Source organism: Mesorhizobium sp. WSM4976 (genome assembly GCF_029625685.1).
Lineage (GTDB): Bacteria > Pseudomonadota > Alphaproteobacteria > Rhizobiales > Rhizobiaceae > Mesorhizobium.
Genome location: NZ_JARTVT010000024.1, coordinates 14276 through 36693, shown reverse-complemented (window position 1 = coordinate 36693; position 22418 = coordinate 14276). Strand labels below are relative to the sequence as shown.

At 64.7% G+C, this 22418-nt stretch carries 23 protein-coding genes; 16 read left to right on the top strand and 7 right to left on the bottom strand.

Annotated features, from left to right (window positions below):
• Positions 1–12 precede the first annotated feature (12 nt).
• Positions 13–138 carry a hypothetical protein gene (locus P9272_RS26050; protein WP_095819016.1) on the top strand — a complete coding sequence of 42 codons (126 nt, stop codon included), beginning with the start codon at positions 13–15 and terminating at the stop codon, positions 136–138.
• A gap of 195 nt (positions 139–333) precedes the next feature.
• A complete protein-coding gene (sugE, locus tag P9272_RS26045) occupies positions 334–648 on the top strand; it encodes a quaternary ammonium compound efflux SMR transporter SugE (protein ID WP_128258652.1) in 315 nt (104 codons plus the stop codon).
• A gap of 71 nt (positions 649–719) precedes the next feature.
• On the opposite strand, the gene P9272_RS26040 is transcribed toward sugE, so the two are convergent.
• Positions 720–1148, bottom strand: a complete 429-nt coding sequence (locus P9272_RS26040) for a DUF6481 family protein (protein ID WP_128258653.1) — start codon at positions 1146–1148, stop codon at positions 720–722.
• A gap of 333 nt (positions 1149–1481) precedes the next feature.
• Between P9272_RS26040 and P9272_RS26035 the strand changes: the two genes are divergently transcribed.
• The 5 genes from P9272_RS26035 to P9272_RS26015 all read left to right on the top strand — a co-directional run bounded on the left by P9272_RS26035 (position 1482) and on the right by P9272_RS26015 (position 6670).
• Entirely contained in the window at positions 1482–2534 is a 1053-nt protein-coding gene (locus P9272_RS26035) for an LLM class flavin-dependent oxidoreductase (protein WP_278162761.1), read from the top strand.
• Between the two features lie 131 nt (positions 2535–2665).
• Entirely contained in the window at positions 2666–3835 is a 1170-nt protein-coding gene (locus P9272_RS26030) for an AI-2E family transporter (protein ID WP_278162760.1), read from the top strand.
• A gap of 87 nt (positions 3836–3922) precedes the next feature.
• A complete protein-coding gene (locus P9272_RS26025) occupies positions 3923–4744 on the top strand; it encodes an arylamine N-acetyltransferase (RefSeq protein ID WP_278162759.1) in 822 nt (273 codons plus the stop codon).
• A gap of 3 nt (positions 4745–4747) precedes the next feature.
• Complete coding sequence (locus P9272_RS26020) at positions 4748–5746, top strand: LLM class flavin-dependent oxidoreductase (protein ID WP_128258656.1); 999 nt, start codon at positions 4748–4750, stop codon at positions 5744–5746.
• 123 nt (positions 5747–5869) lie between these two features.
• Entirely contained in the window at positions 5870–6670 is an 801-nt protein-coding gene (locus P9272_RS26015) for an inositol monophosphatase family protein (RefSeq protein ID WP_278162758.1), read from the top strand.
• Here P9272_RS26015 and P9272_RS26010 read toward each other — a convergent pair.
• On the bottom strand, positions 6660–7679 hold the full coding sequence (locus P9272_RS26010) for a LacI family DNA-binding transcriptional regulator (protein ID WP_278162757.1): 1020 nt from the start codon (positions 7677–7679) through the stop codon (positions 6660–6662). The genes P9272_RS26015 and P9272_RS26010 overlap by 11 nt on opposite strands.
• Before the next feature lie 217 nt (positions 7680–7896).
• On the opposite strand from P9272_RS26010, the gene P9272_RS26005 reads away from it, so the two are divergent.
• From P9272_RS26005 to P9272_RS25965, 9 genes are all read left to right on the top strand, one after another.
• Entirely contained in the window at positions 7897–9477 is a 1581-nt protein-coding gene (locus tag P9272_RS26005) for a sugar ABC transporter ATP-binding protein (protein ID WP_278162756.1), read from the top strand.
• Positions 9474–10769, top strand: coding sequence for an ABC transporter permease (locus P9272_RS26000; RefSeq protein WP_128258660.1), 1296 nt, complete (start codon positions 9474–9476; stop codon positions 10767–10769). The genes P9272_RS26005 and P9272_RS26000 overlap by 4 nt, the downstream gene beginning before the upstream one ends.
• An 18-nt stretch (positions 10770–10787) precedes the next feature.
• The gene (locus tag P9272_RS25995; RefSeq protein WP_278162755.1) at positions 10788–11756 is read left to right on the top strand and encodes a substrate-binding domain-containing protein; all 969 of its coding nucleotides are present in this window, start codon (positions 10788–10790) and stop codon (positions 11754–11756) included.
• 463 nt (positions 11757–12219) lie between these two features.
• On the top strand, positions 12220–14136 hold the full coding sequence (dnaK, locus tag P9272_RS25990) for a molecular chaperone DnaK (RefSeq protein ID WP_128258662.1): 1917 nt from the start codon (positions 12220–12222) through the stop codon (positions 14134–14136).
• A 200-nt stretch (positions 14137–14336) separates the two neighbouring features.
• The gene (dnaJ, locus tag P9272_RS25985; RefSeq protein WP_128258663.1) at positions 14337–15464 is read left to right on the top strand and encodes a molecular chaperone DnaJ; all 1128 of its coding nucleotides are present in this window, start codon (positions 14337–14339) and stop codon (positions 15462–15464) included.
• 148 nt (positions 15465–15612) lie between these two features.
• Positions 15613–16218, top strand: a complete 606-nt coding sequence (gene pmtA / locus P9272_RS25980) for a phospholipid N-methyltransferase PmtA (protein ID WP_128258664.1) — start codon at positions 15613–15615, stop codon at positions 16216–16218.
• Between the two features lie 115 nt (positions 16219–16333).
• On the top strand, positions 16334–16930 hold the full coding sequence (locus tag P9272_RS25975) for an NADPH-dependent FMN reductase (protein ID WP_278162754.1): 597 nt from the start codon (positions 16334–16336) through the stop codon (positions 16928–16930).
• Between the two features lie 23 nt (positions 16931–16953).
• The gene (pyrF, locus tag P9272_RS25970) at positions 16954–17652 is read left to right on the top strand and encodes an orotidine-5'-phosphate decarboxylase (RefSeq protein ID WP_278162814.1); all 699 of its coding nucleotides are present in this window, start codon (positions 16954–16956) and stop codon (positions 17650–17652) included.
• Between the two features lie 36 nt (positions 17653–17688).
• Positions 17689–17976 (top strand): DUF1330 domain-containing protein, encoded by a 288-nt coding sequence (locus tag P9272_RS25965; RefSeq protein WP_128258666.1) that lies wholly within the window; start codon positions 17689–17691, stop codon positions 17974–17976.
• Here P9272_RS25965 and P9272_RS25960 read toward each other — a convergent pair.
• The 5 genes from P9272_RS25960 to P9272_RS25940 form a co-directional block, all read right to left on the bottom strand.
• A complete protein-coding gene (locus P9272_RS25960) occupies positions 17973–19025 on the bottom strand; it encodes a D-alanine:D-lactate ligase-like protein (RefSeq protein ID WP_278162753.1) in 1053 nt (350 codons plus the stop codon). The genes P9272_RS25965 and P9272_RS25960 overlap by 4 nt on opposite strands.
• A gap of 108 nt (positions 19026–19133) precedes the next feature.
• The gene (locus P9272_RS25955; RefSeq protein WP_278162752.1) at positions 19134–20012 is read right to left on the bottom strand and encodes an SMP-30/gluconolactonase/LRE family protein; all 879 of its coding nucleotides are present in this window, start codon (positions 20010–20012) and stop codon (positions 19134–19136) included.
• Positions 20009–20644: a 2-dehydro-3-deoxy-6-phosphogalactonate aldolase gene (locus tag P9272_RS25950; protein ID WP_128258669.1), complete on the bottom strand. Its 636-nt coding sequence runs from the start codon at positions 20642–20644 to the stop codon at positions 20009–20011. Before P9272_RS25950 ends, P9272_RS25955 begins: the two co-directional genes overlap by 4 nt.
• On the bottom strand, positions 20644–21576 hold the full coding sequence (locus P9272_RS25945) for a 2-dehydro-3-deoxygalactonokinase (protein WP_128258670.1): 933 nt from the start codon (positions 21574–21576) through the stop codon (positions 20644–20646). Before P9272_RS25945 ends, P9272_RS25950 begins: the two co-directional genes overlap by 1 nt.
• Positions 21573–22340 carry an SDR family oxidoreductase gene (locus P9272_RS25940; protein WP_278162751.1) on the bottom strand — a complete coding sequence of 256 codons (768 nt, stop codon included), beginning with the start codon at positions 22338–22340 and terminating at the stop codon, positions 21573–21575. Before P9272_RS25940 ends, P9272_RS25945 begins: the two co-directional genes overlap by 4 nt.
• Positions 22341–22418 lie beyond the last annotated feature (78 nt).

The window sequence follows — 22418 nt, the reverse complement described above, 5'->3', positions numbered from 1 at the left end:
GAGGAGCGAATCATGGCTAAAGGTGCGATGAAGGCGGGCAAGGAAGCCCGCAAGCCGAAGAAGGATGCCAAGAAGCCCGCCGCGGCCCCGGCTCCGAAGGCGCCGCCGGTCAAGGCGATGCGCATCAAGGAAAAGTAGGCGGCCGAATTCGGTCGATCCGGCTCCCTGCAGAATCTGAGCCGGCGGCATGAGAATGCTGCCGGTATTTTGTTGATCGCGGGACAGGCCACTCCCATATCGCAGGGCGAGGACGACCTCGCTTCGCCGAAAAACCGGCCGGGACGACCCGCCAGCCGAGCATCCCGACCGATGCCGGAATGACGGAGTGCGTTGATGTCGTGGATTTTTCTCTTCTTCGCCGGTCTGTTCGAGATCGGCTGGGCGATCGGCCTCAAATATACCGACGGCTTCTCCAGGCCGCTGCCGACCCTTCTCACCATCGCCTCGATGATCGTCAGCCTCGGCCTGCTCGGCCTGGCGCTAAAGACGCTGCCTGTCGGCACGGCCTATGCGGTATGGACCGGCATCGGCACCGTCGGCACGGCGCTGCTCGGCATCTGGCTGCTCGGCGAACCGGCAACCGCGGTGCGGCTCGCCTGCATCGGCCTGATCGTTTGCGGCATCGTTGGGCTGAAGCTCGTCGCTTAAGCGCAAACGCGTTCAGGGCCGCTTTCGGCGACCCTGGCTTACTTGTCCAGCAAACCCGAGCTAGAATTGCTCTAGCGGGCGGAGAAGCCCGGAGGCGTCCTGCCGACACGCGCCTTGCGGGCGGCGTAGCGTGCGTCACGCTTGGCCTTGCGCGCGGCCTCATCGGCAAGCTCGAGCGCGATGCGCTCTGCTTCCTCGGCCTCGCGGATTTTGGCCTCGGCCGCAGCGGCCTCTTCAGCGGCGATACGTGCCGCTTCAGCTGCTGCTTCACGTTCGGCCTTCTCGGCCGCTTCGCGCGCCAACTTTTCCTGCTTCAGCCTTGCCTTCTCCGCTTCGCGGATGGCGCGAGCCTCGAGGATCGCCTTGCGTTCGGCCTGGCGCGCCAGAACGACAGGATCATCCGCCGCCGGCTTTGCCTTGAAGCGCGCGAGCAGCGCCTTCTTTGCCTCGTTCGCGGCATTGCGCCGCTCGAAAATGTCTTTTTCCCTGTAGATAGCCAAGTGTACTTCCCTGCAGTCTATTCGCGACGCTTACATACGCGTGAAAGCGGCGAGTTCAAGCGCCAAAACGGTATGCCAGCCATGAAAAAACCGGGCTTGTTGCCGCAGGGATACGGCCCGGCACCATGCGATGGACTGTTCACCGATCGCGCCTCTGGCGGGCGGCAAGGCAGATCGTTACCTCTAGCGCCGACAAGCAACATCCATGAACGCCCTTAAAGCGCCTGCGATCTTTCAGATTCGCTCCATGCGCTTTAGGGTTTTCGATTTACGCATGTCTTTATCCCGAAACCGGTTCCCACTTTCGGGAGACATGCTTTAGGACACAACCAGATGGAACTCGGTCTCTACACTTTCGCTGATGTCAGCCCGGAGCCGGGTCCCGGCGCCATCGGCCCGCATGAGCGGCTGCGCAACCTCATCGAGGAAATCGAGCTGGCCGACCAGGTCGGCCTCGACGTGTTCGGGCTCGGCGAGCATCACCGCCCTGACTATGCCGCCTCCGCGCCCGTCGTGGCGCTTGCCGCCGCGGCTGATCGCACGAAGCGGATCCGCCTTAGCAGCGCGGTCACGGTGCTCTCCTCCGACGATCCGGTGCGCGTCTTCCAGCAATTCGCGACTCTCGACCTTCTGTCCAACGGCCGCGCCGAGATCATGGCCGGGCGCGGCTCCTTCATCGAATCCTTCCCGCTGTTCGGCTACAAGCTGGAAGACTATGACGAACTCTTCGCCGAGAAGCTCGACCTCTTGCTCGCCATCCGGGACCAGGTGAAGGTGACGTGGCAGGGCAAGCTGCGCGCGCCGATCAATGGCCGGGGCGTCTACCCGCGTCCGTTCCAGGAAAAGCTGCCGATCTGGATCGCCATCGGCGGCACGCCGCAATCCGCCGCCCGCGCCGGCGTGCTCGGCCTGCCGCTGGCCTTGGCCATCATCGGCGGCGAGCCGGCACGTTTCGCGCCGCTGTTCGATATCTATCGCGAGGCGGCGCGCCGCGCCGGCACCGATACGGCAACGCTTGCCACCAGCATCAACGTGCATGGCTTCATCGCCGAGACGACCGAGCAGGCGGCCAACGATTTCTACGAGCCGCAGGCCGAGGTGATGAACCGCATCGGGCGCGAGCGCGGCTGGGGCCCGACCTCGCGGGCGCATTTCGATCAGGCGCGGGGTCCCAATGGGGCCCTCTTCGTGGGTAACCCCGAGCAGGTGGCTGAAAAGATCGTCGCCCAGCACAGGATCTTCAACAACGACCGCTTCCTTCTGCAGATGGCGATCGGCACCATGCCGCACGCCAAGATCATGAAGGCGATCGAGCTCTACGGCACCAAGGTGGCGCCACTCGTGCGCTGGGAGACGGCCAAGGCGGCGCCAGCGCCGGCTGCCTGACGATCGGCCCGCTCGAAACCGGCTTCCGGATGCCGGGAAAGCCGGCTCTTGGAACCTTGCCCGGAACTCCCGCGTTTCGGGCACAGGCCCGCCATGCATTCATTGTCGGCTGGCGGCTTGCAAGGGAACCGATGGAAGCCGAACAGATCGCTTCGGGCGCAAGCGCTGCCGAAAGCCCTGACCCGCGTACCGATGCCAGGGCGGATATGCGCCTGATGCGGTCGCTGGTGATCGGGATCTTCATTCTGATGACGGCGGCGGCGCTTTACTTCGCCCGCGCCTTCTTCATGCCGGTGATGCTTGCCTTCCTGCTGGCGCTGACACTGACGCCGATCGTGCGCTTCCTAAGAAAACACGGGATTCCGGAGGTGGTCTCGGCAACGCTTTTGGTGCTGCTGTCGATCTTCATCTTCGCCGCCGCCGGCTATCTGCTCAGCGGACCGGTCATCGAGCTCATCAACAACTCCTATTCGATCGGCCAGCAGTTGACGGAACGGCTGGCGCCGTTCAAGCGGCCGCTCGAACGAATGATGGATCTCGCCCATCAACTGGAAGCGTTGACCGAGACCTCGCAGGAGCCCGGCCTGCAGCGGGTCGCGGTGGCGCCTTCCGGCATCCTCTCCACCGCCGCCAGCAACATCCTGGAAGCAGGCACCGCGATCACCATCGTCTTCGTGCTGTCGCTGTTCCTGCTCGCCTCCGGCACATTGTTCTACGAGAAGATCGTCCAATCCTTCGCCAGCATGACGCAGAAGAAGCGGGCGCTGCGCATCGTCTATGACGTCGAAAGCGAGATTTCGCACTATCTGCTCACGGTCTCCATCATCAATGTCAGTCTCGGCACGGTTATCGGGCTGGGTCTCTGGGGGCTCGGCATGCCCAACCCGCTGGTCTGGGGGGCGATGGCGGCCTTGCTCAATTTCCTGCCCTATGTCGGCGCGCTGATGACCATCCTGATCGTCGCGGTCATTGCGCTGATCAGCTTCGACACGATCGCCTACGCGCTCTTGGCGCCGGCATTCGTGGTGCTGTGCGACATCGTCGAAGGCCAGTTCGTGACGCCGATGGTGGTCGGGCGGCGCCTTGAGATCAACGCTGTTGCGATCTTCATCGCAATCGCCTTCTGGTCCTGGCTGTGGGGCTTCGTCGGCGCGCTGATGGCGGTGCCGATGCTGGTCGTCATCAAGGTTTTTTGCGATCATTTCGAAAGCTTGAGCCCGTTCGGCAATTTCCTGGCGGCGCAGCAAACGCCTGTCGTCGATGAAGCGCCGGCCGAGAACAACCACAATCAAGCGGCTTGAGGCTGGCCCAATCTCAAACCTCGCTCATTGTTTGCGGCACCGGTGACCAGTGCCTATATCGGACCGGTCAAGCCGGACCCGTCCTGAATGAGCGACTTCGATCTCGATGGCTATTTTGCCCGCATCGGTTACGGCGGGCCGACCGACGCTTCGCTGGCCACGCTTCAGGCGCTGCACGCCGCGCATCCGCGGGCGATCCCGTTCGAGAACATCGATGCCTTGATGGGCGTTTCCGTCGGCCTCGACGTCGCTTCACTGCAGGAAAAGATTTTTCGCCAGGGCCGTGGCGGCTATTGCTTCGAGCACAATCTCGTCTTCATGCACGCGCTTGGCGCTCTGGGCTTCACAGTCAACGGGCTTGCCGCCCGCGTGCTGTGGGGCCAGCCGGAAGACGCCATCACGGCGCGCAGCCATATGCTGCTGCGCATCGAGCTCGGCGGCCGCACTCACATTGCCGATGTCGGCTTCGGCGGCCTGACGCTGACGGCGCCGCTGCTTGTGGAAGCCGGGCTGGAGCAGCAGACGCCCCACGAGACCTTCCGCCTCGTCAAGACCGGTGACCAGTTCCGCCTGCAGGCCAATATCGGCGAGGACTGGCGCACGCTCTACCGTTTCGACATGACCCAGGCCTATGAAGTCGACTACCGCGTCGCCAGTCATTTCCTGTCGACGCATCCGAGCTCGCATTTCCTGTCGACGCTGGTCGCGGCGCTCGCTTTGCCCGACCGGCGCTATGCGCTGCGCAACAACCGCCTGTCGTCGCATCATGCCGGCGGCCGCAGCGAGCAGCGCGAGATCGCGACGGCCGCCGAGCTCGCCGACGTGCTGGAGAACCAGCTCGCCATCGTCATTCCCAACCGCGCCGCCTTCGAGGCGAGGCTCAGGGAAAAACGCGTCGTGGAGACCTGACCAATGACCGCCCTTTCGGTTCTCGACCTGTCGCCGATCACGCAAGGCAGCACCGCCTCGCAGTCGCTTGCCAATTCGCTCGACCTTGCCCGCCATGCCGAGCGACTGGGCTACAGGCGCTACTGGCTGGCCGAGCACCACAACATGCCGGGCATCGCAAGTGCGGCGACATCCGTCGTGATCGCGCATGTCGCAGGCGGCACCAAGACGATCCGCGTCGGCGCCGGCGGCATCATGCTGCCTAACCATGCACCGCTGGTGATCGCCGAGCAATTCGGCACGCTGGCAGCACTTTTTCCCGGCCGCATCGACCTTGGCCTCGGCCGCGCGCCGGGCACCGACATGCTGACCGCGCGGGCGCTGCGCCGCAACCTCGAAAGCGCAGACAACTTCCCGCAGGATGTGGTCGAGCTGATGGGCTATTTCCAGCCGGCCGATGAAGGCCAGCGCATCCGCGCCGTGCCGGGCGAAGGCCAGACGGTGCCGGTCTGGATCCTCGGCTCCAGCCTTTATGGCGCGCAGCTCGCAGCACTTCTCGGCCTGCCCTACGCCTTCGCCTCGCATTTCGCGCCGGCCGAGCTGGACCACGCGCTGGAGGTTTATCGCACGCGCTTCCAGCCGTCGGCTGAGCTGGAAAAGCCCTATGTCATGCTCGGCCTCAATGTCTCCGCCGCGCCGACGGACGCCGAGGCGAAGCTGTTGTTCAGCTCGCTGCAGCAGGCCTTCGTCAATCTGCGCAGCGGCAGGCCCGGGCAATTGCCACCGCCGGTCGAGAATTACGACCGCGATCTCGACCCCATGGCGAAGAGCATGCTTGCCCAGGCGCTGTCCTGCGCCGTCGTCGGTTCGCCGGAGACGGTGCGCCAGGGCATCGACGCTTTCATCCGCCGTACCGGCGCCGACGAATTGATGGTGACGGCGCAGATCTTCGATCACGCGGCGCGCGTGCGCTCCTACGAGATTCTCGCCGAGGTGCACAAATCGATGGCGAAGGCGGCGTGATGTCGGCAGCTTTTGCCTGACATACTCCTCTGCTAACGCGTCTCTCGTCTTTTATTTCAACGCAATTCCCTCGGAAAACCGCTTCACACTTTTCCTGGAATTGCTCCAGCGCGAGACCTGCCCGTGACCCATGACATCGACGACCGCATGCATTTCGCCATCGACCTAGCGCGGCGCGCCGGCGAGCTGGGGTTGAAATATTTCCGCGACCTCGACAATCTGACGGTCGAGAGCAAGGGTCATCAGGACCTGGTTTCGGAAGCCGATCGCGAGGTCGAGCTGTTCATCCGCGCGGCCATCGACGCAGCCTATCCGGACGACGGCATCGTCGGCGAGGAGCACGCGGCGGTGACCGGAACAACCGGCCATGTCTGGGTGATCGACCCGATCGACGGCACCGCCAATTTCGTGCGCGGCATTCCCGCCTGGTGCGTGGTGATCGCCTGCGCCCGAGATGGCGAGACGGTGGTCGGCGTCATCCACGAGCCTTCGACCGGCGAGACATTCTACGGCCGCCTGGGCGGCGGCGCCTTCCTCAACGGCAAGCCGATCCAGGCCAGCAATGCGGCGTCGCTTTCCGAGGGCGCGGTCGGCACCGGGCTTTCCAACCGCGCCTCGACTGGGAATGTCGTCACTCTCATCGGCCTGATCATGGCCCAGGGCGGCGTCTTCTACCGCAATGCTTCGGGGGCGCTGATGCTTGCCTATGCGGCGTCCGGCCGGCTGCTCGGCTATGTCGAGGAGCACATGAACGCCTGGGACTGCCTCGCCGGCATGCTGCTGGTCGAAGAGGCCGGCGGCACGGTGCTCAAGGCCGATCCGAAGACGGTGGTCGGCCAGGGCACACAGGTAATCACCGGCGGCAGCCATATCTTCCCGAAATTGCAGGCGCTGTGCGCGGAGGCCTTCGAACCTAAGCGCTGACGCTCTGCGCGAGCGCGCCCAGCGGCCGGCAGGAATTGCGGATCATCAGCCGGCCCTTCAGCACCAGCTTGCGCGGCGGCGCGTCGCGATTGCCGGCCAGCCGGTCGAGCAGGAGGTTTGCCGCCTGCTCGCCGATCGCCTGCACCGGCTGCGCCACGGTGGTGAGCTGCGGCACGAACACGTCGGACCAGGGAAAATCGTCGAAGCAGGCGACCGAGATGTCTTCGGGGCAGCTGAGGCCGATGTCGCGGATCGCCTTCATGGTGCCGATCACCATGGGGTTGTTGGCCGAGAAGATCGCGCTCGGCCGGTCGTGCAGCGACAAGAGCTGCATTGTGGCGTTGTAGCCGTCGATCTCGTGGAAATTGCCGGAGCGTATGAGCTCCTCCGCCACCGGCAGGCCGGCCGCCTGCAGCGCCTCGCGGTAGCCGATCATGCGGTCGTGCATGGGAGAGATGTCGGAGGTGCCGGTGATGTAGCCGATGCGCCGGTGGCCGAGATGGATGAGATAGGTGACGGCGTCGAACACGGCGCGCCGGTTGTCCAGCACCACCGCATCGGTGTCGACGCCTTCGCAGAGGCGGTCGAGCAGCACCACCGGCACATTGGCGTCCTCGACAATGCCCTTCAGAAGGCCGCCGTCGCCGACACGCGCCACGATCAGCCCGTCGATCATGCGGTCGAGCAGCAGGCGGATCTGCTCGTCCTGCGTGTTCAGGTCCTCGTCGGTGCAGCACAGCATGACGGCATAGCCAGCGCGGTCGAAAGCCTGCTGGATGACCGAGACGACATCGGTGAAGAACGGATTGGTGATGTGCGGCACGGTGAGGCCGATGGTGCGCGTGGTGCCCATCTTCAGGCTACGTGCAATGGCATTGCGCTTGTAGCCGATGTCGCGGATCGCTTGCTCGATGCGCTGGGTCAACTCGGGACTGACGGTGGCGGTGCCGTTGAGCAACGCCGACACGGTGGCCACCGACACACGCGCCGCCTCGGCTACGTGCAGCATGGTCGGCGCCGTGGATTTCCGCTGCTTTTTCCGTCCTGACGCCGTCATTATCGAAACGTTTAGCCTCCCTCATTTAGCCAAACCTACGTAAACCAAGCGTTTTCCGCAAGAATTGAAATGCATCAATCCTGAGCAGCCAGATAGCCGCTTGACACGTTCGAAACGTTTAGATTAGCGTTCAGGCATCGAAGACGACGGAGGGAGGCCGTCCTTTGTCATGCAGCAGCGCGCGGATTCCATAACGACTGGCAATGCGGCCACCGACGGTTCCGCCGTCCTGAGCGCGACCGGCATTTCCAAGCGGTTTGGCGGTATCACCGCGCTGTCGGATGTGAGCCTGGACCTCAGGCCCGGCGAAGTGCATGCGCTGATGGGCGAGAACGGCGCTGGCAAGTCGACGCTGATGAAGATCTTCTCGGGCGTCTATACCGACTACGAAGGCACTGTCGCCATCGACGGCCAGGCGGTCCGTTTCGCCGGCGTGCGCGACGCCGAGGATGCCGGCATCGCCATCATCCACCAGGAACTCAACCTCGTCCCCGAGCTCAGCGTCGCCGACAATATATTCCTCGGCCGCGAAAAGCTGATCGCCGGGGTGGTCGTCGACCGTAAGGCGAGCAGCCGCGCGGCTAAAGCGCTGCTTGAGCGGCTCGGCATCGAGCTCGATCCGGAAGCGCGCGTCGGCAGGCTCAGGGTCGGCGAGCAGCAGCTGGTGGAGATCGCCAAGGCGCTGTCGAAGTCGGCGCGCATCCTGATCATGGACGAGCCGACCTCGGCGCTGTCGCCGGCCGAATGCGAGCGGCTGTTCCGCATCATCCGCCAGCTCGCGGCAAGCGGCGTCGCCATCGTCTACATCTCGCACCGCATCGACGAGGTCATGCATCTGGCAAGCCGGGTGACAGTGCTGCGCGATGGACGCCATGTGTTGACGCGGAACATGGCAGGAGTGAACGAAGACGCCATCATCTCGGCCATGGTCGGGCGCGACCTCCTGGCGTCCTCCGACCACGAACGCGGCCCCGGTGGCAAGGCTGCGCTCTCGGTCAGGGACCTGTCGCTGTCCAAGCCCGACCGGCATGGCTGGCACACGGTGATCGAGGGCGTGAGTTTCGACCTTTGCGCGAGCGAAATCCTCGGCATAGGCGGGCTGCTGGGTTCCGGCCGCACCGAAATCCTGGAAGCGATCTTCGGCTCCAGCGACGGCCGCACCGGCGGCGAGATCAAGCTCGACGGCGCGCCGGTCGAGATCGGCTCGCCACGCGAGGCCCGCCAGCTGGGCATTGCTTTGGTCACCGAGGACCGCAAGACGCAAGGCCTGCATCTCACGGCCTCGATCACCGACAATGTCGCGCTGCCGCTGGTCGGCGCGCTGGCGCGCTTCGGGCTGCGCTCGCGTTCGGGCGAGCAGGGCCTGGCGCGTGAAGCGGTGAACGCGCTCGGCATACGCTGCGAAAGCATCGAGCAGGCCGCGGGCACGCTGTCGGGCGGCAACCAGCAGAAGGTGGTGATCGGCAAATGGCTGGCGACGCGGCCGCGCGTGCTCCTGCTCGACGAGCCGACGCGCGGCATCGATGTCGGCGCCAAGCGCGAGATCTACGACCTCATCTTCAAGCTCGCCGGCGACGGGCTGGCGATCGCCGTGATCAGCTCCGAACTGCCCGAGCTCCTGCATCTGGCCGACCGCATCCTGGTCATGGCGGAGGGCCGCCAGCGCGGGATCCTGTCGCGCACTGAAGCCAGCGAGGAGGCGATCATGCGGCTTGCCGCGCCGCGACGTACTACGAGACCTGCCGCATGAGCCTCATCAGCCTTGTCTCCCGCACCAAGCTTTACTGGGGGCTGATCGCCATCTTCCTGATCGGCGTGTTCGGCTCGCCGATCAGTTCCAAGGGCAACAACATCTTCCTGTCCTACGGCAACCTGCTCGACGTGCTGCGCCAGGTGTCGACCACCGGCCTCATCGCCACCGGCATGACGGCGGTGATCCTGACCGGCGGCATCGATCTGTCCGTCGGCTCGCTGATGGCGATCTGCTCGGTCGTTTGCGCCATGCTTCTCACCGTGCCGGGCGTCACGCCGTCGGCGGCGCTCGGCGTGCCGACGACCGCGCTGGTCGCCTTGTGCCTCGGCGCGCTCGTCACCCGCTTCATCCTGCTCAACATCCAGAAATCTCGCGCCGGCGCGGACGCCGGGCGCGACGTGCGGCTGGACACGACGCGAGGGCTGATCATTCCGGGCGTCGTCGGCGTGATCCTGTGCTGCCTCTCGCTGTGGTATCTGCTGCCGCAGGTCGAGACCAAGTTCGGCGTGCTCGGCGTGCTTCTGGTCGCGCCTTGCGTCGGCCTGCTGTTCGGCACCGTCAACGGCTTCATCATCGTCGCCGGCCGCCTGCAGCCCTTCATCGTGACGCTTGCGATGATGGTGACGGCGCTCGGCATCGCCAGGTTGACCGCCGGCCAGAACAATGCCGTGCTGCCGGTCTATACCGGATCCAACGCCACGGAAGAGTTCGAGATCCTGCGCTCGCTGGTGTTCGGCGTCGTGCCTATGCCGGGCCTGTTCTTCCTCGGTGCGGTCGTGATCTATGGCGCGGTGCTGCGCTTCACGCCTTTCGGCCGCTATGTCTACGCCATCGGCGGCAACGAGGAGGCGGCCAGGCTTTCCGGCATCGCTGCCGGGCGCGTCAAGATCGCCACCTATGCCGTGTCCGGCCTGCTCGCCGGCATCGCGGCGGTGCTTTACGTGGCGCAATACCGGCAGGGCAAGCCGGATGCCGGCGCCGGGCTCGAGCTCGACGCCATCGCCGCCGTGGTCATCGGCGGCACCAGCCTGATGGGCGGACGCGGCAGCCTGATCGGCACCTTCTGCGGCGTGCTGATCTTCGGCCTGCTGTCGAACATCCTGCAGCTGCACAACATCAATTCCAACCTTCAGCTGGTGCTGAAGGGGGCGATCATCATCGGCACCGTGCTCGTGCAGGAGCGCAACGCCGGCGACATCTTAAGTTATCTGCGCCTGCCCGGCGTACGGGCCGCGCAAAAGGAAACGGCCGCGGCCAAGCGGCCGTCACAGGAGACCTCGTCTCTATAATCCGGAGGAAACAGGACCATGAAACGACGTGACATGCTGAAGCTCGCCACCTTCGCGGCGGCACTTCTGACGACCACCGCTCTCTTTTCCAGTGACCACGCCATTGCCCAAAACAAGAAGTGGAAGATCGGCTTCTCGCAGGTGACGACCATCGAACCCTGGCGCGCCCAGTTCAACAAGGACATCATCGCGGAGGCCGCCAAGCATCCGGAAGTCGAACTGATCATCACCGACGGTGAGGACAAGACCGAGAAGCAGGTGGCCGACGTCGAGAACCTGATCCGCCAGGAGGTCGACGCGCTTCTGGTGTCGCCCAAGGAATCGGCCGGCCTCACCGGCGTCGTGCAGCAGGCGATCGACGCCAAGATCCCGGTCTTCGTGCTCGACCGCAATGTCGACACCAAGGACTACACGCAGTTCGTGGGCGGCGACAACAAGCTGATCGGCCGCGCGGCCGGCGAATACGCGGTCGAGCTCCTGGGCGGCAAGGGCAAGGCCGCCGGCAACGTCGTCGAGATCTGGGGCGGCATGGGCACGCAGCCGGCGCATGACCGCCATGACGGCTTCCATGAATTCACCGACAAGGAGCCGGGCATCAAGTATCTGCTCGACCAGCAGTCGGGCGACTGGAAGCAGGACCAGGCCTACAACATCATGGCCAACGCGCTGAAGACCAACGAGAAGATCGACCTCGTCTACGGCCACAACGATCCGATGGCCTATGGGGCCTATCTGGCGGCCAAGGATGTCGGGCGCGAGAAGGACATGAAGTTCATCGGCATCGACGGCCTGCCCAATGAGGGCGTGCAGATGGTGAACAAGGGCGAGCTGACCGCGACCTTCACCTACGTCACGCCGGGCGCCGAGGGCCTGCGCCAGGCGATCAAGTTCCTGAACGGCGAGAAGGTCGAGAAGACCATCACGCTGCCTACGGAAAGGATCACCAAGGAGAACGCCGCCAAGATCCTCAAGGACAACGGGCTCTGAGCTCCGGATACCCTGCCGGGCCACCCGCCCGGCAGGGTATAGCTCGAGCGCCCGGCGCTCCTCAGCCCTGCCGCCGGATGCGCGTAGCGTCGCCGCGACGCCGATTTTCCAGCCTTTCGCGACCGAAAGTCACGCCCGCCGAGGCGAGCGTTGCCCTCGCCGGATGACGGTTCCAAGCGCCGCCAGCGGCACCATGTCTAAAAAAGCCAGCCGGAACAATGCGATAGCGCGAGCTCGCGCCGAGCGTGCCGCAACGCGCGGCGGATCGCTGCCAAAGCCTTGCCGGGACAACGAACAGCTTGCGCAGAATGCTTGCGCCCCGTATCGGCTGTTCTTATATACGCCCCAGCCGTCCGGGCCTTCGCGAACCGGTGACCTTGACGGAATTTCTTGTGAACAGGGGCTTTCGTCGGAACGCCTTTTGAAGGGTCCTGAAAGCCTGCTTAGAGGAGAGACTAGAACAATGGCAAAAGTTATCGGTATCGATCTCGGCACCACCAACTCCTGCATCGCCATCATGGATGGCAAGGACCCCAAGGTGATTGAGAACGCTGAGGGCGCGCGCACCACGCCTTCCATCGTCGCCATCTCGAATGACGGCGAACGCCTCGTCGGCCAGCCGGCCAAGCGCCAGGCGGTCACCAATCCTGAAAACACCATCTTCGCGGTCAAGCGCCTGATCGGCCGCCGCTATGACGACCCGGTGACGGAGAAGGACAAGAAGCTTGTCCCCTACAAGATCGTCAAGGGCGACAATGGCGACGCCTGGGTCGAGGCCGGCGGCAAGAAGCAGTCGCCCAGCCAGATCTCGGCAATGATCCTGCAGAAGATGAAGGAGACGGCGGAAGCCTATCTCGGCGAGAAGGTCGAGAAGGCGGTCATCACCGTTCCGGCCTATTTCAACGACGCCCAGCGCCAGGCGACCAAGGACGCCGGCAGGATCGCCGGCCTCGAGGTGCTGCGCATCATCAACGAGCCCACGGCCGCGGCCCTCGCCTACGGCCTGGAAAAGAAGGACGGCAAGACCATCGCCGTCTATGATCTTGGCGGCGGCACCTTCGATATTTCGGTCCTGGAAATCGGCGACGGCGTCTTCGAGGTGAAGTCGACCAATGGCGACACCTTCCTCGGCGGCGAGGACTTCGACATGCGGCTCGTCGAATATCTGGCGGCCGAGTTCAAGAAGGAACAGGGCATCGACCTCAAGGCCGACAAGCTCGCGCTACAGCGCCTCAAGGAAGCGGCCGAAAAGGCCAAGATCGAGCTGTCGTCGACGACGCAGACCGAGATCAACTTGCCCTTCATCACCGCCGACGCCACCGGCCCGAAGCACCTGACGATGAAGCTCACCCGGGCGAAGTTCGAAAGCCTGGTGGAGGACCTCGTGCAGCGCACGATCGAGCCCTGCAAGGCGGCGCTCAAGGACGCCGGCCTGAAGGCGGGCGAGATCGACGAAGTGGTGCTGGTCGGCGGCATGACCCGCATGCCCAAGATCCAGGAGATCGTGAAGCAGTTCTTCGGCAAGGAGCCGCACAAGGGCGTCAACCCGGATGAGGTCGTCGCGCTCGGCGCCGCCATCCAGGCCGGCGTGCTGCAGGGCGACGTCAAGGACGTGCTCTTGCTCGACGTGACGCCGCTGTCGCTGGGCATCGAGACGCTGGGTGGCGTGTTCACCCGACTGATCGAGCGCAACACGACGATCCCGACCAAGAAGAGCCAGACCTTCTCTACCGCCGAGGATTCGCAATCGGCGGTGACGATCCGCGTCTTCCAGGGCGAGCGCGAAATGGCGGCCGACAACAAGCTGCTCGGCCAGTTCGACCTGGTCGGCATCCCACCGGCCCCGCGCGGCGTGCCGCAGATCGAGGTCACGTTCGACATCGACGCCAACGGCATCGTCAACGTCTCGGCCAAGGACAAGGGCACCGGCAAGGAGCACCAGATCCGCATCCAGGCTTCGGGCGGCCTGTCCGACGCCGACATCGAGAAGATGGTGAAGGACGCCGAGGCCAATGCCGACGCCGACAAGAAGCGCCGTGCCCTCGTCGAAGCCCGCAACCAGGCCGAGGCGCTGGTGCACTCGTCCGAGAAGTCGCTGAAGGACTATGGCGACAAGGTCTCGGAGGCTGACCGCACCGCGATCTCCGACGCCATTGCCGCGCTGAAGACCGCCGCCGAAGGCGACGACCCGGCTGCTATCGAGGCCAAGTCGCAGTCGCTCGCCGAAGTGTCGATGAAGCTCGGCCAGGCCATGTACGAGGCCTCGCAGAAGGAAGCGGCCGAAGCCGATGCCAAGGCGGATGCCGCCAAGGATTCGGACGTGGTCGACGCCGACTTCGAGGAAATCAACGAAGACGACGACAAGAAGAAGTCGGCTTGAGCCGGCTGACGGCAGAACATGCGAAAAGCCCGGCGCAAGCCGGGCTTTTTTGCAACCCCAATCGAAAAAGTGACGAAAAACCCGGAGTGGCCCCGGCTTGGTACTAGCATCCGGGAAACATCGCTCCTAAATCCAAGGCCATGCCGGCAGACGTCGCCAACAATGCTTGAAGACATTGAGCATCCGGACAGCGGGAAAAAATGAAAGCTGATTTCTACGAAACGCTGGGCGTGCAAAAAGGCGCCGACGAGAAGGAACTCAAGAGCGCTTTCCGCAAGCTCGCCATGCAGTTCCATCCCGACCGCAACCCCGGCGACCATGCCTGCGAGCACAAGTTCAAGGAAATCAACGAGGCTTACGAGACGCTGAAGGACCCGCAGAAGCGCGCCGCCTATGATCGCTTCGGCCACGCCGCCTTCGAGGGCGGCATGAACGGCGCGGCGCACGGTTTTGGCGCCGGCGGTTTCGCGGACATCTTCGAGGACATCTTCGGCGACATGATGGGCGGCCGCCAGCGCCGCTCGTCGGGCGGCCGCGAGCGCGGCGCCGACTTGCGCTACAACATGGAAATCACGCTGGAAGAGGCTTTTTCCGGCAAGACCGCGCAGATCCACGTGCCGGCTTCGATCTCCTGCTCGGAATGCTCCGGCAGCGGCGCCAAGCCCGGCACGCAGCCGGTGACCTGCTCGATGTGCCACGGCCACGGCAAGGTGCGCGCCACGCAAGGCTTCTTCTCGATCGAGCGGACCTGCCCGCAATGCCAGGGCCGCGGCCAGACGATCAAGGACCCTTGCCCAAAATGCGCCGGCCAGGGCCGCGTCACCGAGGAGCGCTCGCTGTCGGTCAACATCCCGGCCGGCATCGAGGACGGCACCCGCATCCGGCTTGCCAACGAGGGCGAGGCAGGCCTGCGCGGCGGACCGTCCGGCGACCTCTACATCTTCCTTGCGGTGAAGCCGCACGAATTCTTCCAGCGCGACGGCGCTGATCTCTATTGCAAGGTTCCCATCTCGATGACGACGGCCGCCCTTGGCGGCTCCTTCGAGGTCACCACGCTGGACGGCACGCAGACCAAGGTGAAAGTGCCGGAAGGCACCCAGAACGGTCGCCAGTTCCGCTTGAAGGGCAAGGGCATGCCGGTGCTGCGCCAGCCCAATGTCGGCGACCTTTACATCCAGACGGCGGTCGAGACGCCGCAGAACCTGACGCGCCGTCAGCGCGAATTGCTGGAAGAGTTCGAGCAGCTCTCCTCGAAGGACAATTCGCCCCAGTCGAGTGGCTTTTTCGCACGCATGAAGGACTTCTTCGAGTCGTTTGGCGAAAGCTGACCGCCATAGTCCCGCGTTTCGCACCAGCATTTGGAACAGCGATCCGCTTCCCAAGCGTCATCAACATCTTATGCCAGCTTGACGCCTTGCCTTGTCCCACCCACCTGCTAAGTAGCGGATCGGGGGACGAGCATTGAGGAGAACTCGGATGGCACGTAGTCCCGGATTGCGCAAAGCGCTGGCGGAAAAATTCGACGACGAGCTGAAGTTCTTCAAAGGTTGGATCGACAAGCCGAAAACGGTCGGCTCGATCGTTCCCACCAGTTCCATCACCGCCCGCAAGATGGCCTCGATCGTCAATCCGAGATCGGGCCTGCCCGTGCTTGAAGTGGGGCCCGGCACCGGCGTCATCACCCGCGCCATCCTCGCCCAGGGCGTGAAGCCCGAAAACCTCTACGCGGTCGAATATTCGACCGACTTCGTGCGTCACCTGCGTGGGCTCTATCCGGGCGTCAACGTGATCGAGGGCGATGCCTTCAATCTCGATGCCACGCTCGGCGAAAAGCGCGACATGGTGTTCGATTCGGTCGTCTCCGGCGTGCCCTTGCTCAATTTCCCGGTCGCCCAGCGCATCGCCTATATCGAGAGCCTGCTCGACCGCATCCCGCATGGACGGCCGATCGTGCAGCTGACCTATGGCCCACTGTCGCCGATCCCGGCCGGGCGCGGCGACTATACGGTCGAGCATTTCGATTTCATCTTCCGCAACATCCCACCGACGCAGCTGTGGATTTATCGGCGGCCGTCGCACTAGGGATAAGGGAGTATGGGAGTAACGCAGTGGGGGAATAGGAAATGAACGGTTCAGCATCCGCACTATCCTACTGCCCTATTCCCTTACTCCCCTACTCCCTTAGCGAAGCAGGCCAATGGCAATAATCCCACGAATCCTCGTCTTCGCAGGTTCGGTCCGGACCGGCGCCTATAGCGGCCGGACCGCCGATGTGGCGCAGAAGAAACTGGCCATGCAGGGCGCCGAGGTAACGCGCATCTCGCTCGGCGACTATCCGCTGCCGATCATGGACGAGGACCTTGAAAAGGAAAAAGGCATCCCCGAGAGCGCCATCAAGCTCGGCCATCAGATCGCGGCGCATGACGGGCTGCTGATCGCGACGCCCGAATATAACGGCTCGATCCCGCCGCTGCTCAAGAACGCGATCGACTGGGTGAGCCGGATACGGCGTGAAGGCAGCCGAACATTCAGGCCGCTCTACGGCAAACCCGTCGCTCTCTGCTCGTCCTCCGAGGGCACGTTTGCCGGCATACGCTGCATCAACCATCTGCGCGCGGTGCTGGTGCGCTGCCAGATGGAGGTGATCACGCCCGAATGCTCGGTTTCCGAGGCCGACGAAGCCTTCGCCGAGGACGGACAATTCAGGGACGCCAGACTGCACCAATCGATGGAGCGCCTATGCCGTACACTGATGGAAACCTCGCGCATGCTGTCCACCCGGATCGAGGCGTGATCAATTTCGCGGAGGCCGACACGATGCGGGCCAAATCCATGCAAGAAAGGCTGATCGTGGGGCTCGACCTGCCGACGCTGAAAGAGGCGGAGCGAGCCGTGCAGGAACTCGAAGGCGCCGTTTCCTTCTACAAGATCGGCTATCAGCTTGCCTTCGCCGGCGGGCTGGACTTCGCGCGGGAACTGGCCAGCGGCGGCACGAGAGTGTTCCTCGACATGAAGCTGCTCGACATCGACAACACGGTGGCCAAGGGCGTCGAGAACATCGTCAAGATGGGCGTGACGATGTTGACGCTGCATGCCTACCCCAAAACCATGAGAGCGGCGGTCGAGGCGGCCAAGGGCAGCGAGCTCTGCCTGCTTGGCGTGACGGTGCTGACCTCAATGGACAAGCAGGACATGATCGACGCCGGCTATGAATACGATCCGCACACGCTGGTGCTCAGGCGCTCCGAACAGGCGCTGCATGCCGGCATGGGCGGCATCGTCTGCTCGGCGGAGGAGGCCGAAGCGGTGCGCCGTATCGTCGGCCCCGACCTGGCGGTGGTGACGCCCGGCATACGCCCGTCGGGCAGCGACCATGGCGACCAGAAACGCGTGGTGACGCCGGCGCAGGCCATTCGCAACGGCTCCAGCCACCTCGTCGTCGGCCGGCCGATCGTCGCCGCGCCGGACCGCCGCGCCGCGGCCGAAGCGATACTCGCCGAAATGCAGTCGGCCTGAGGACCGGTTCGCTCGGGCACAAACAGGAGAGAAAGAATGCCAAAGGGATATTGGATCGCCCATGTCGATGTGCGCGACGCCGAGGGGTACAAGGATTATGTCGCCGCCGCGAAGCTCGCCTTCGACCGCTTCGGCGCGAAGTTCCTGGCGCGCGGCGGCGCGCATGAAAAAGTCGAAGGGCCGGGGCGCGCCCGCAACGTCATCATCGAGTTCGATTCACTGGCGTCGGCGCATGATTGCTACCACTCGCCGGAATATCAGCGCGCCGTCGCCATCCGTCAGAAAGTGGCCGATGGCGAGATCGTGCTGGTGGAAGGTATTTAAGAAACAAACCTGTTGGCCGCCGTCTGCGCCATCGCATCGGCAAGGCTCATGTCCCACTGCCTGCGGCAATAGTCGCGAAAATCGAAGCAGGGCAGGCCGGGGCAGACTTCGAACTCGATGAGGTGCACGGTGTCGTCGGCCTCAACCCGGAAGTCGACGGAGAAGACATCTTTCAGGCCGAGACCGCTGATCAACTTTTGCGCAATGGCGCGGATTTTCCGATCCGCCTCCGGCTGACTGGCGCCGACGGCCTCGAGTTCCGGCTCGGCATAGGTGCCCGCATCCTTCGCCGCCTGTCCGGTGTCGCCATAGAGCGCCATCGAGTCGGCCATGGTCTGAAAATCGCCGCCGGAATCGACGAAGAAGATGCCGAGCGCCTCAACGCCGGTTTCGGGCTTCAGCCCAAGGAAGCTTGCGCGCACGTTGCGGCCGGCGACGTAGGCCTGCACGACGACGTCGTCGCGGTAGTGCGCAAAGACACGCCGGCTAAGCTCCAGCGCATGGCCGAGATCGGTGATGCGCGAATCCGGCCAGATTCCGATCTTGGCACCGAGCCGGTTGGGCTTGACGAACCAGCCTTTGGGCGAGGCCGGCGGCTCGACCAGCCATGCCCCGTTTCGCGCTAAGCCCGCCGCCGGCACCGGCAGGCCGAGCGCGCCGAACACGGCGCCCGAGCGCAGCTTGTCCTGGCAGAGCGCGAAAAGCGAATCGTCGGCGCCGATGGTGCGCAGCCCGTTCAGGCGGGCGAGCGCCGGCGAAGCGCCGCCACGGAAATAGGCAATGCCGTCGGTCAGCGTCCAAACCAGCGTTGTTGCGGGATCGGCCTTTGCCAGAATCGACGCCGCGTCGTCGAGCTCGACAGGCTTGAAAGCGAGGCCGCGCTTCTCGCATGCGGCGGCGAGCTGGCCGAACTCCGGCCTAAGATCGGTCGACTGCGCCAGATAGGACGAGATCTCGATGGCGCGCTCGGTCGGGTAGCCCTGCGCGACGAGCCGGTCGAAACAGGGCTGTTCCGGCTCGTAGACAAGGATCAGCGTCGACTGCGGCATCGAATGCTCCGGGGCGAAATCAGGCGCTACCATCGCATGGCCGCAGCGGCCGGCTTGCGGGAAACCGACCGGACCAAGGCGATTGCCTGATAGTGCTGAACCTGGGCCTTATGCGATCAGCACGCGTGGCTCGAAGCGCCCATTGACCGGGATATCGAGCAGGAAGGTCATGCCGGCTTGCGGATCGAGAGCGCGCTGTTTCTCGTCCTTGCCGCTCCAGGCCGAAGTCACCGCCAGGCGATCGCCATTTGCGCCGACAAAGGCGGGGCAGGAAGCCTGCGTGACCGGCATGGCGATCTCGCGCAGCAGCGTTCCGTCCGGCGCATAGGCCTTCACCGCCTTGCCGCCCCAGACAGCGTTCCACAGAACCCCGTCGCGGTCGACGACCGAACCGTCGATATAGCCTTTCGAGGAGCGATGATCGACGAACACTTTCACTTCGCCGGCCGGCAGGCCGGTCGCCGGATCGCAGGCAACGCGCATCAGAAGCCCGGTCGCTGTGTCGGTGTAGTAGGCAATCGTGCCGTCCTCGGAAAAACAGATCGAATTCGAGACAGTGATGCCGGAAAACAGCCGGCGCAATTCGCCCTTGAAGAACCAGTAGATCGAGCCCGCGCTCTTCTCCTCGCCCTTGCCCATCGTGCCGGTCCACAGCGCGCCGCAGGGATGGACGCGGGAATCGTTGGAGCGCGTGAGCGCATTGTCGGCCTCGATCGGCGTGTGCCGCGTCAGCCTGCCGGTTTTCACGTCCCTTACCTGCAGGCCGATCTCGGTGGCGATGAGCTGGCGGTCGGCGTCGATGACGGCGATGGCGCTGGCCATGACGCCGAGGTCATGCACCTTCAACGCGCCGCCGAGCGGCTTCTCCAGCAGCTTGCCGTTGACGATGTCGAACCAGAACAGCGTGTCGGTGGCGGGATCGTAGCTCGGCCCTTCGCCGAGCTCGCAGATGTGGTCGGAAAAAACCGAAACGCCATCCATCGTCATCCTCCGAAAGCTTCGTCCCAGGCGGCGACCGCGGCGCTGGCGCGCCGCGCCACATCCTCGACCGTCGCGCCTGGCTTATAGAGGCTCGACCCCAGACCGAACACGCTCACGCCGACCGCCTTGTAGCCGGCAAAGTCCTTGTCGGAAACGCCGCCGACGGCGCCGATAAGGGTCGCGGGCGGCAGCACGGCGCGGATCGCCGCGATGCCGCTCGCGCCAAGCACGCTTGCCGGGAAGAATTTGAGCGCCGAGGCCCCTAACCGGATCGCCTGGAAAGCTTCGGTAGGTGTGAACACACCGGGCATCGTCACCATGCCGTGATGCATGGCGCGGCCCATGACCTCGGCATCGATATTGGGGCTGACCAGGAGGCGCCCGCCGGCCCTGTGCAAGGCGTCGACATCGGCGGTGGTCAGCACAGTGCCGGCGCCGACCAGCGCGCTTTGCGGCAGCGCCTTGACCAGATCGGCGATGGAGACGAACGGCTCCGGCGAATTGAGCGGCACTTCGATGGCCTCGATGCCGGCGTCGTGGATCGCCTTGCCGATCGCCACCGCCTCGGACGGCTTGAGACCGCGCAGGATGGCGACCAGGCCGCGCTTGAGCCTCGGGAAGGGTGCGGTCTGGCTCATCAAGCGCCTCCAATCATGCCGTTCTCGCGCGCGGCTTCGACAAGTCCGGCGCGCACCGCTTCATCGGCGTCGACAGTGCGAAAGGCAAGGCCAGCAAGGCTGAGCGCCTCGCCATAAAGCGTGGCCAGCGCGCCGGAGGCGATCAGCACCACCGGCGCTTCGCTGGCGCCATAGCGGCGCCTCGCCGAGGCGATCTCTCCGCCAATCAGAAGTCCGGACAGGCATGCCGCCGCCTCGGCGGGCTGCAGGTCCTGCAGAAGCCCGGCGGCGCGGATGGCAAACAGTTTCGAGGTGACATCGCCGCCTTCACCCAAGGCCCGCTCGCACCATTGCCGGAAGAACGAACTGTCCGCGGCGACGGAAGCGGGATGCTCGCCGAGCGAATGTTTCAGGATCGAGTGTGTGGCCAAGACAGAGAACAATTCGCCGGTCGGCCAAGTGCCGAAACCTTCGACGGCGCCGTCCTCGACCGCAACCCATTTCGAATGCGTGCCAGGCATGCAGACGAGGTGCCTTCCCTTTGCCGGCAAACCGGCACCTGCAAGCTGGGTTTCCTCGCCGCGCATGACGTCGGGCGCATCGGCCAGGCGCTGCGCGAGGCCAGGCACGATACGGATGTCGCGGCGCGATCCTTCGATCCGGGCGGCGCCGCGCAGGATAGCGCCGATCGGCGCCGGCACGGTGATATAGGGCGCCTCGATCCAGCCCTGCCGCGAGCCGGCCATGCCGCAGATGATGACCGGCAGCGCCTCCGGCGCGCCCATGGCGTCCAGATGGCTTTCCAGCACCTTAGCAAAACCTTTTTCGCGGGCGGTGATCAGCCCGTCGTCGCCGCGCCGCTCGGCAAGCACCTTGCCGGCGCCGTCGAGCAGCCAGGCGCGCAGCCTTGTCGTGCCCCAGTCGAACGCGGCAAACGCGGGTGCCTGGCTCACAGGAAGCCTCCGTCGACGATCAGCATCTGGGCGGTCAGCATGCGCGAGGCGTCGGACGCCAGGAACAGCACCGTGCCCACCATGTCGTCGGGCTGCATCACGTCCTTGATGCATTGCTTGGCGACATGGGCGGCAAGCCCTTCATCCGTGACCCAGAGCTCGCGCTGCCGTTCGGTGATGACCCAGCCCGGCGCCACGGCGTTGACGCGGATGCGGTCGGCGCCGAGCTTGCCGGCGAGGCCCTTGGTGAGGCCGAGTATGCCCGCCTTGGCCGCGGTGTAGGCCGGCATATCGGGATGGTTGATCAGATAGGAGGTGGAGGTGAAGTTGATGATCGAGCCGCCGCCGGCGCGCTTCATGCCGGGCGCCACGGCCTGGGCGGTGAAGAAATGCGGCCGCAGGTTGATGGCGAGATTGTTGTCCCAGAACTCGACCGTTACGTCTTCCACCGCGTGGCGATCGTCGAGCGCGGCGTTGTTTACCAGCACGGTGACATCGCCATGCGCTTCGGCCGCCTTCGTCGCGGCGGCGCGCAGCGCCGCGATGTCGCGCAGGTCGGCCTTGAGGTAGAGCGGCCGGCGGCCGAGCTCCTTCTGCAGCCGATCGGCAAGGGTGGCGCTTGGCTTGTCGGCGATGTCGATGAACGCAACCTTGGCGCCCTGCCGCATAAAACCTTCGGTCAGCGCCGCGCCGATGCCGGAGCCACCGCCGGTAATCAGCACCGAGGCGCCGTCGAGGTCGGCGAACCGTGCCGATGGCATCATGATTTCTTCTCCCTTTGGCCGGCGCGCATCCTAGCCAGACAAAGCGCAGGAGCAAGGGAGAAACGTCGGATTTGCGGC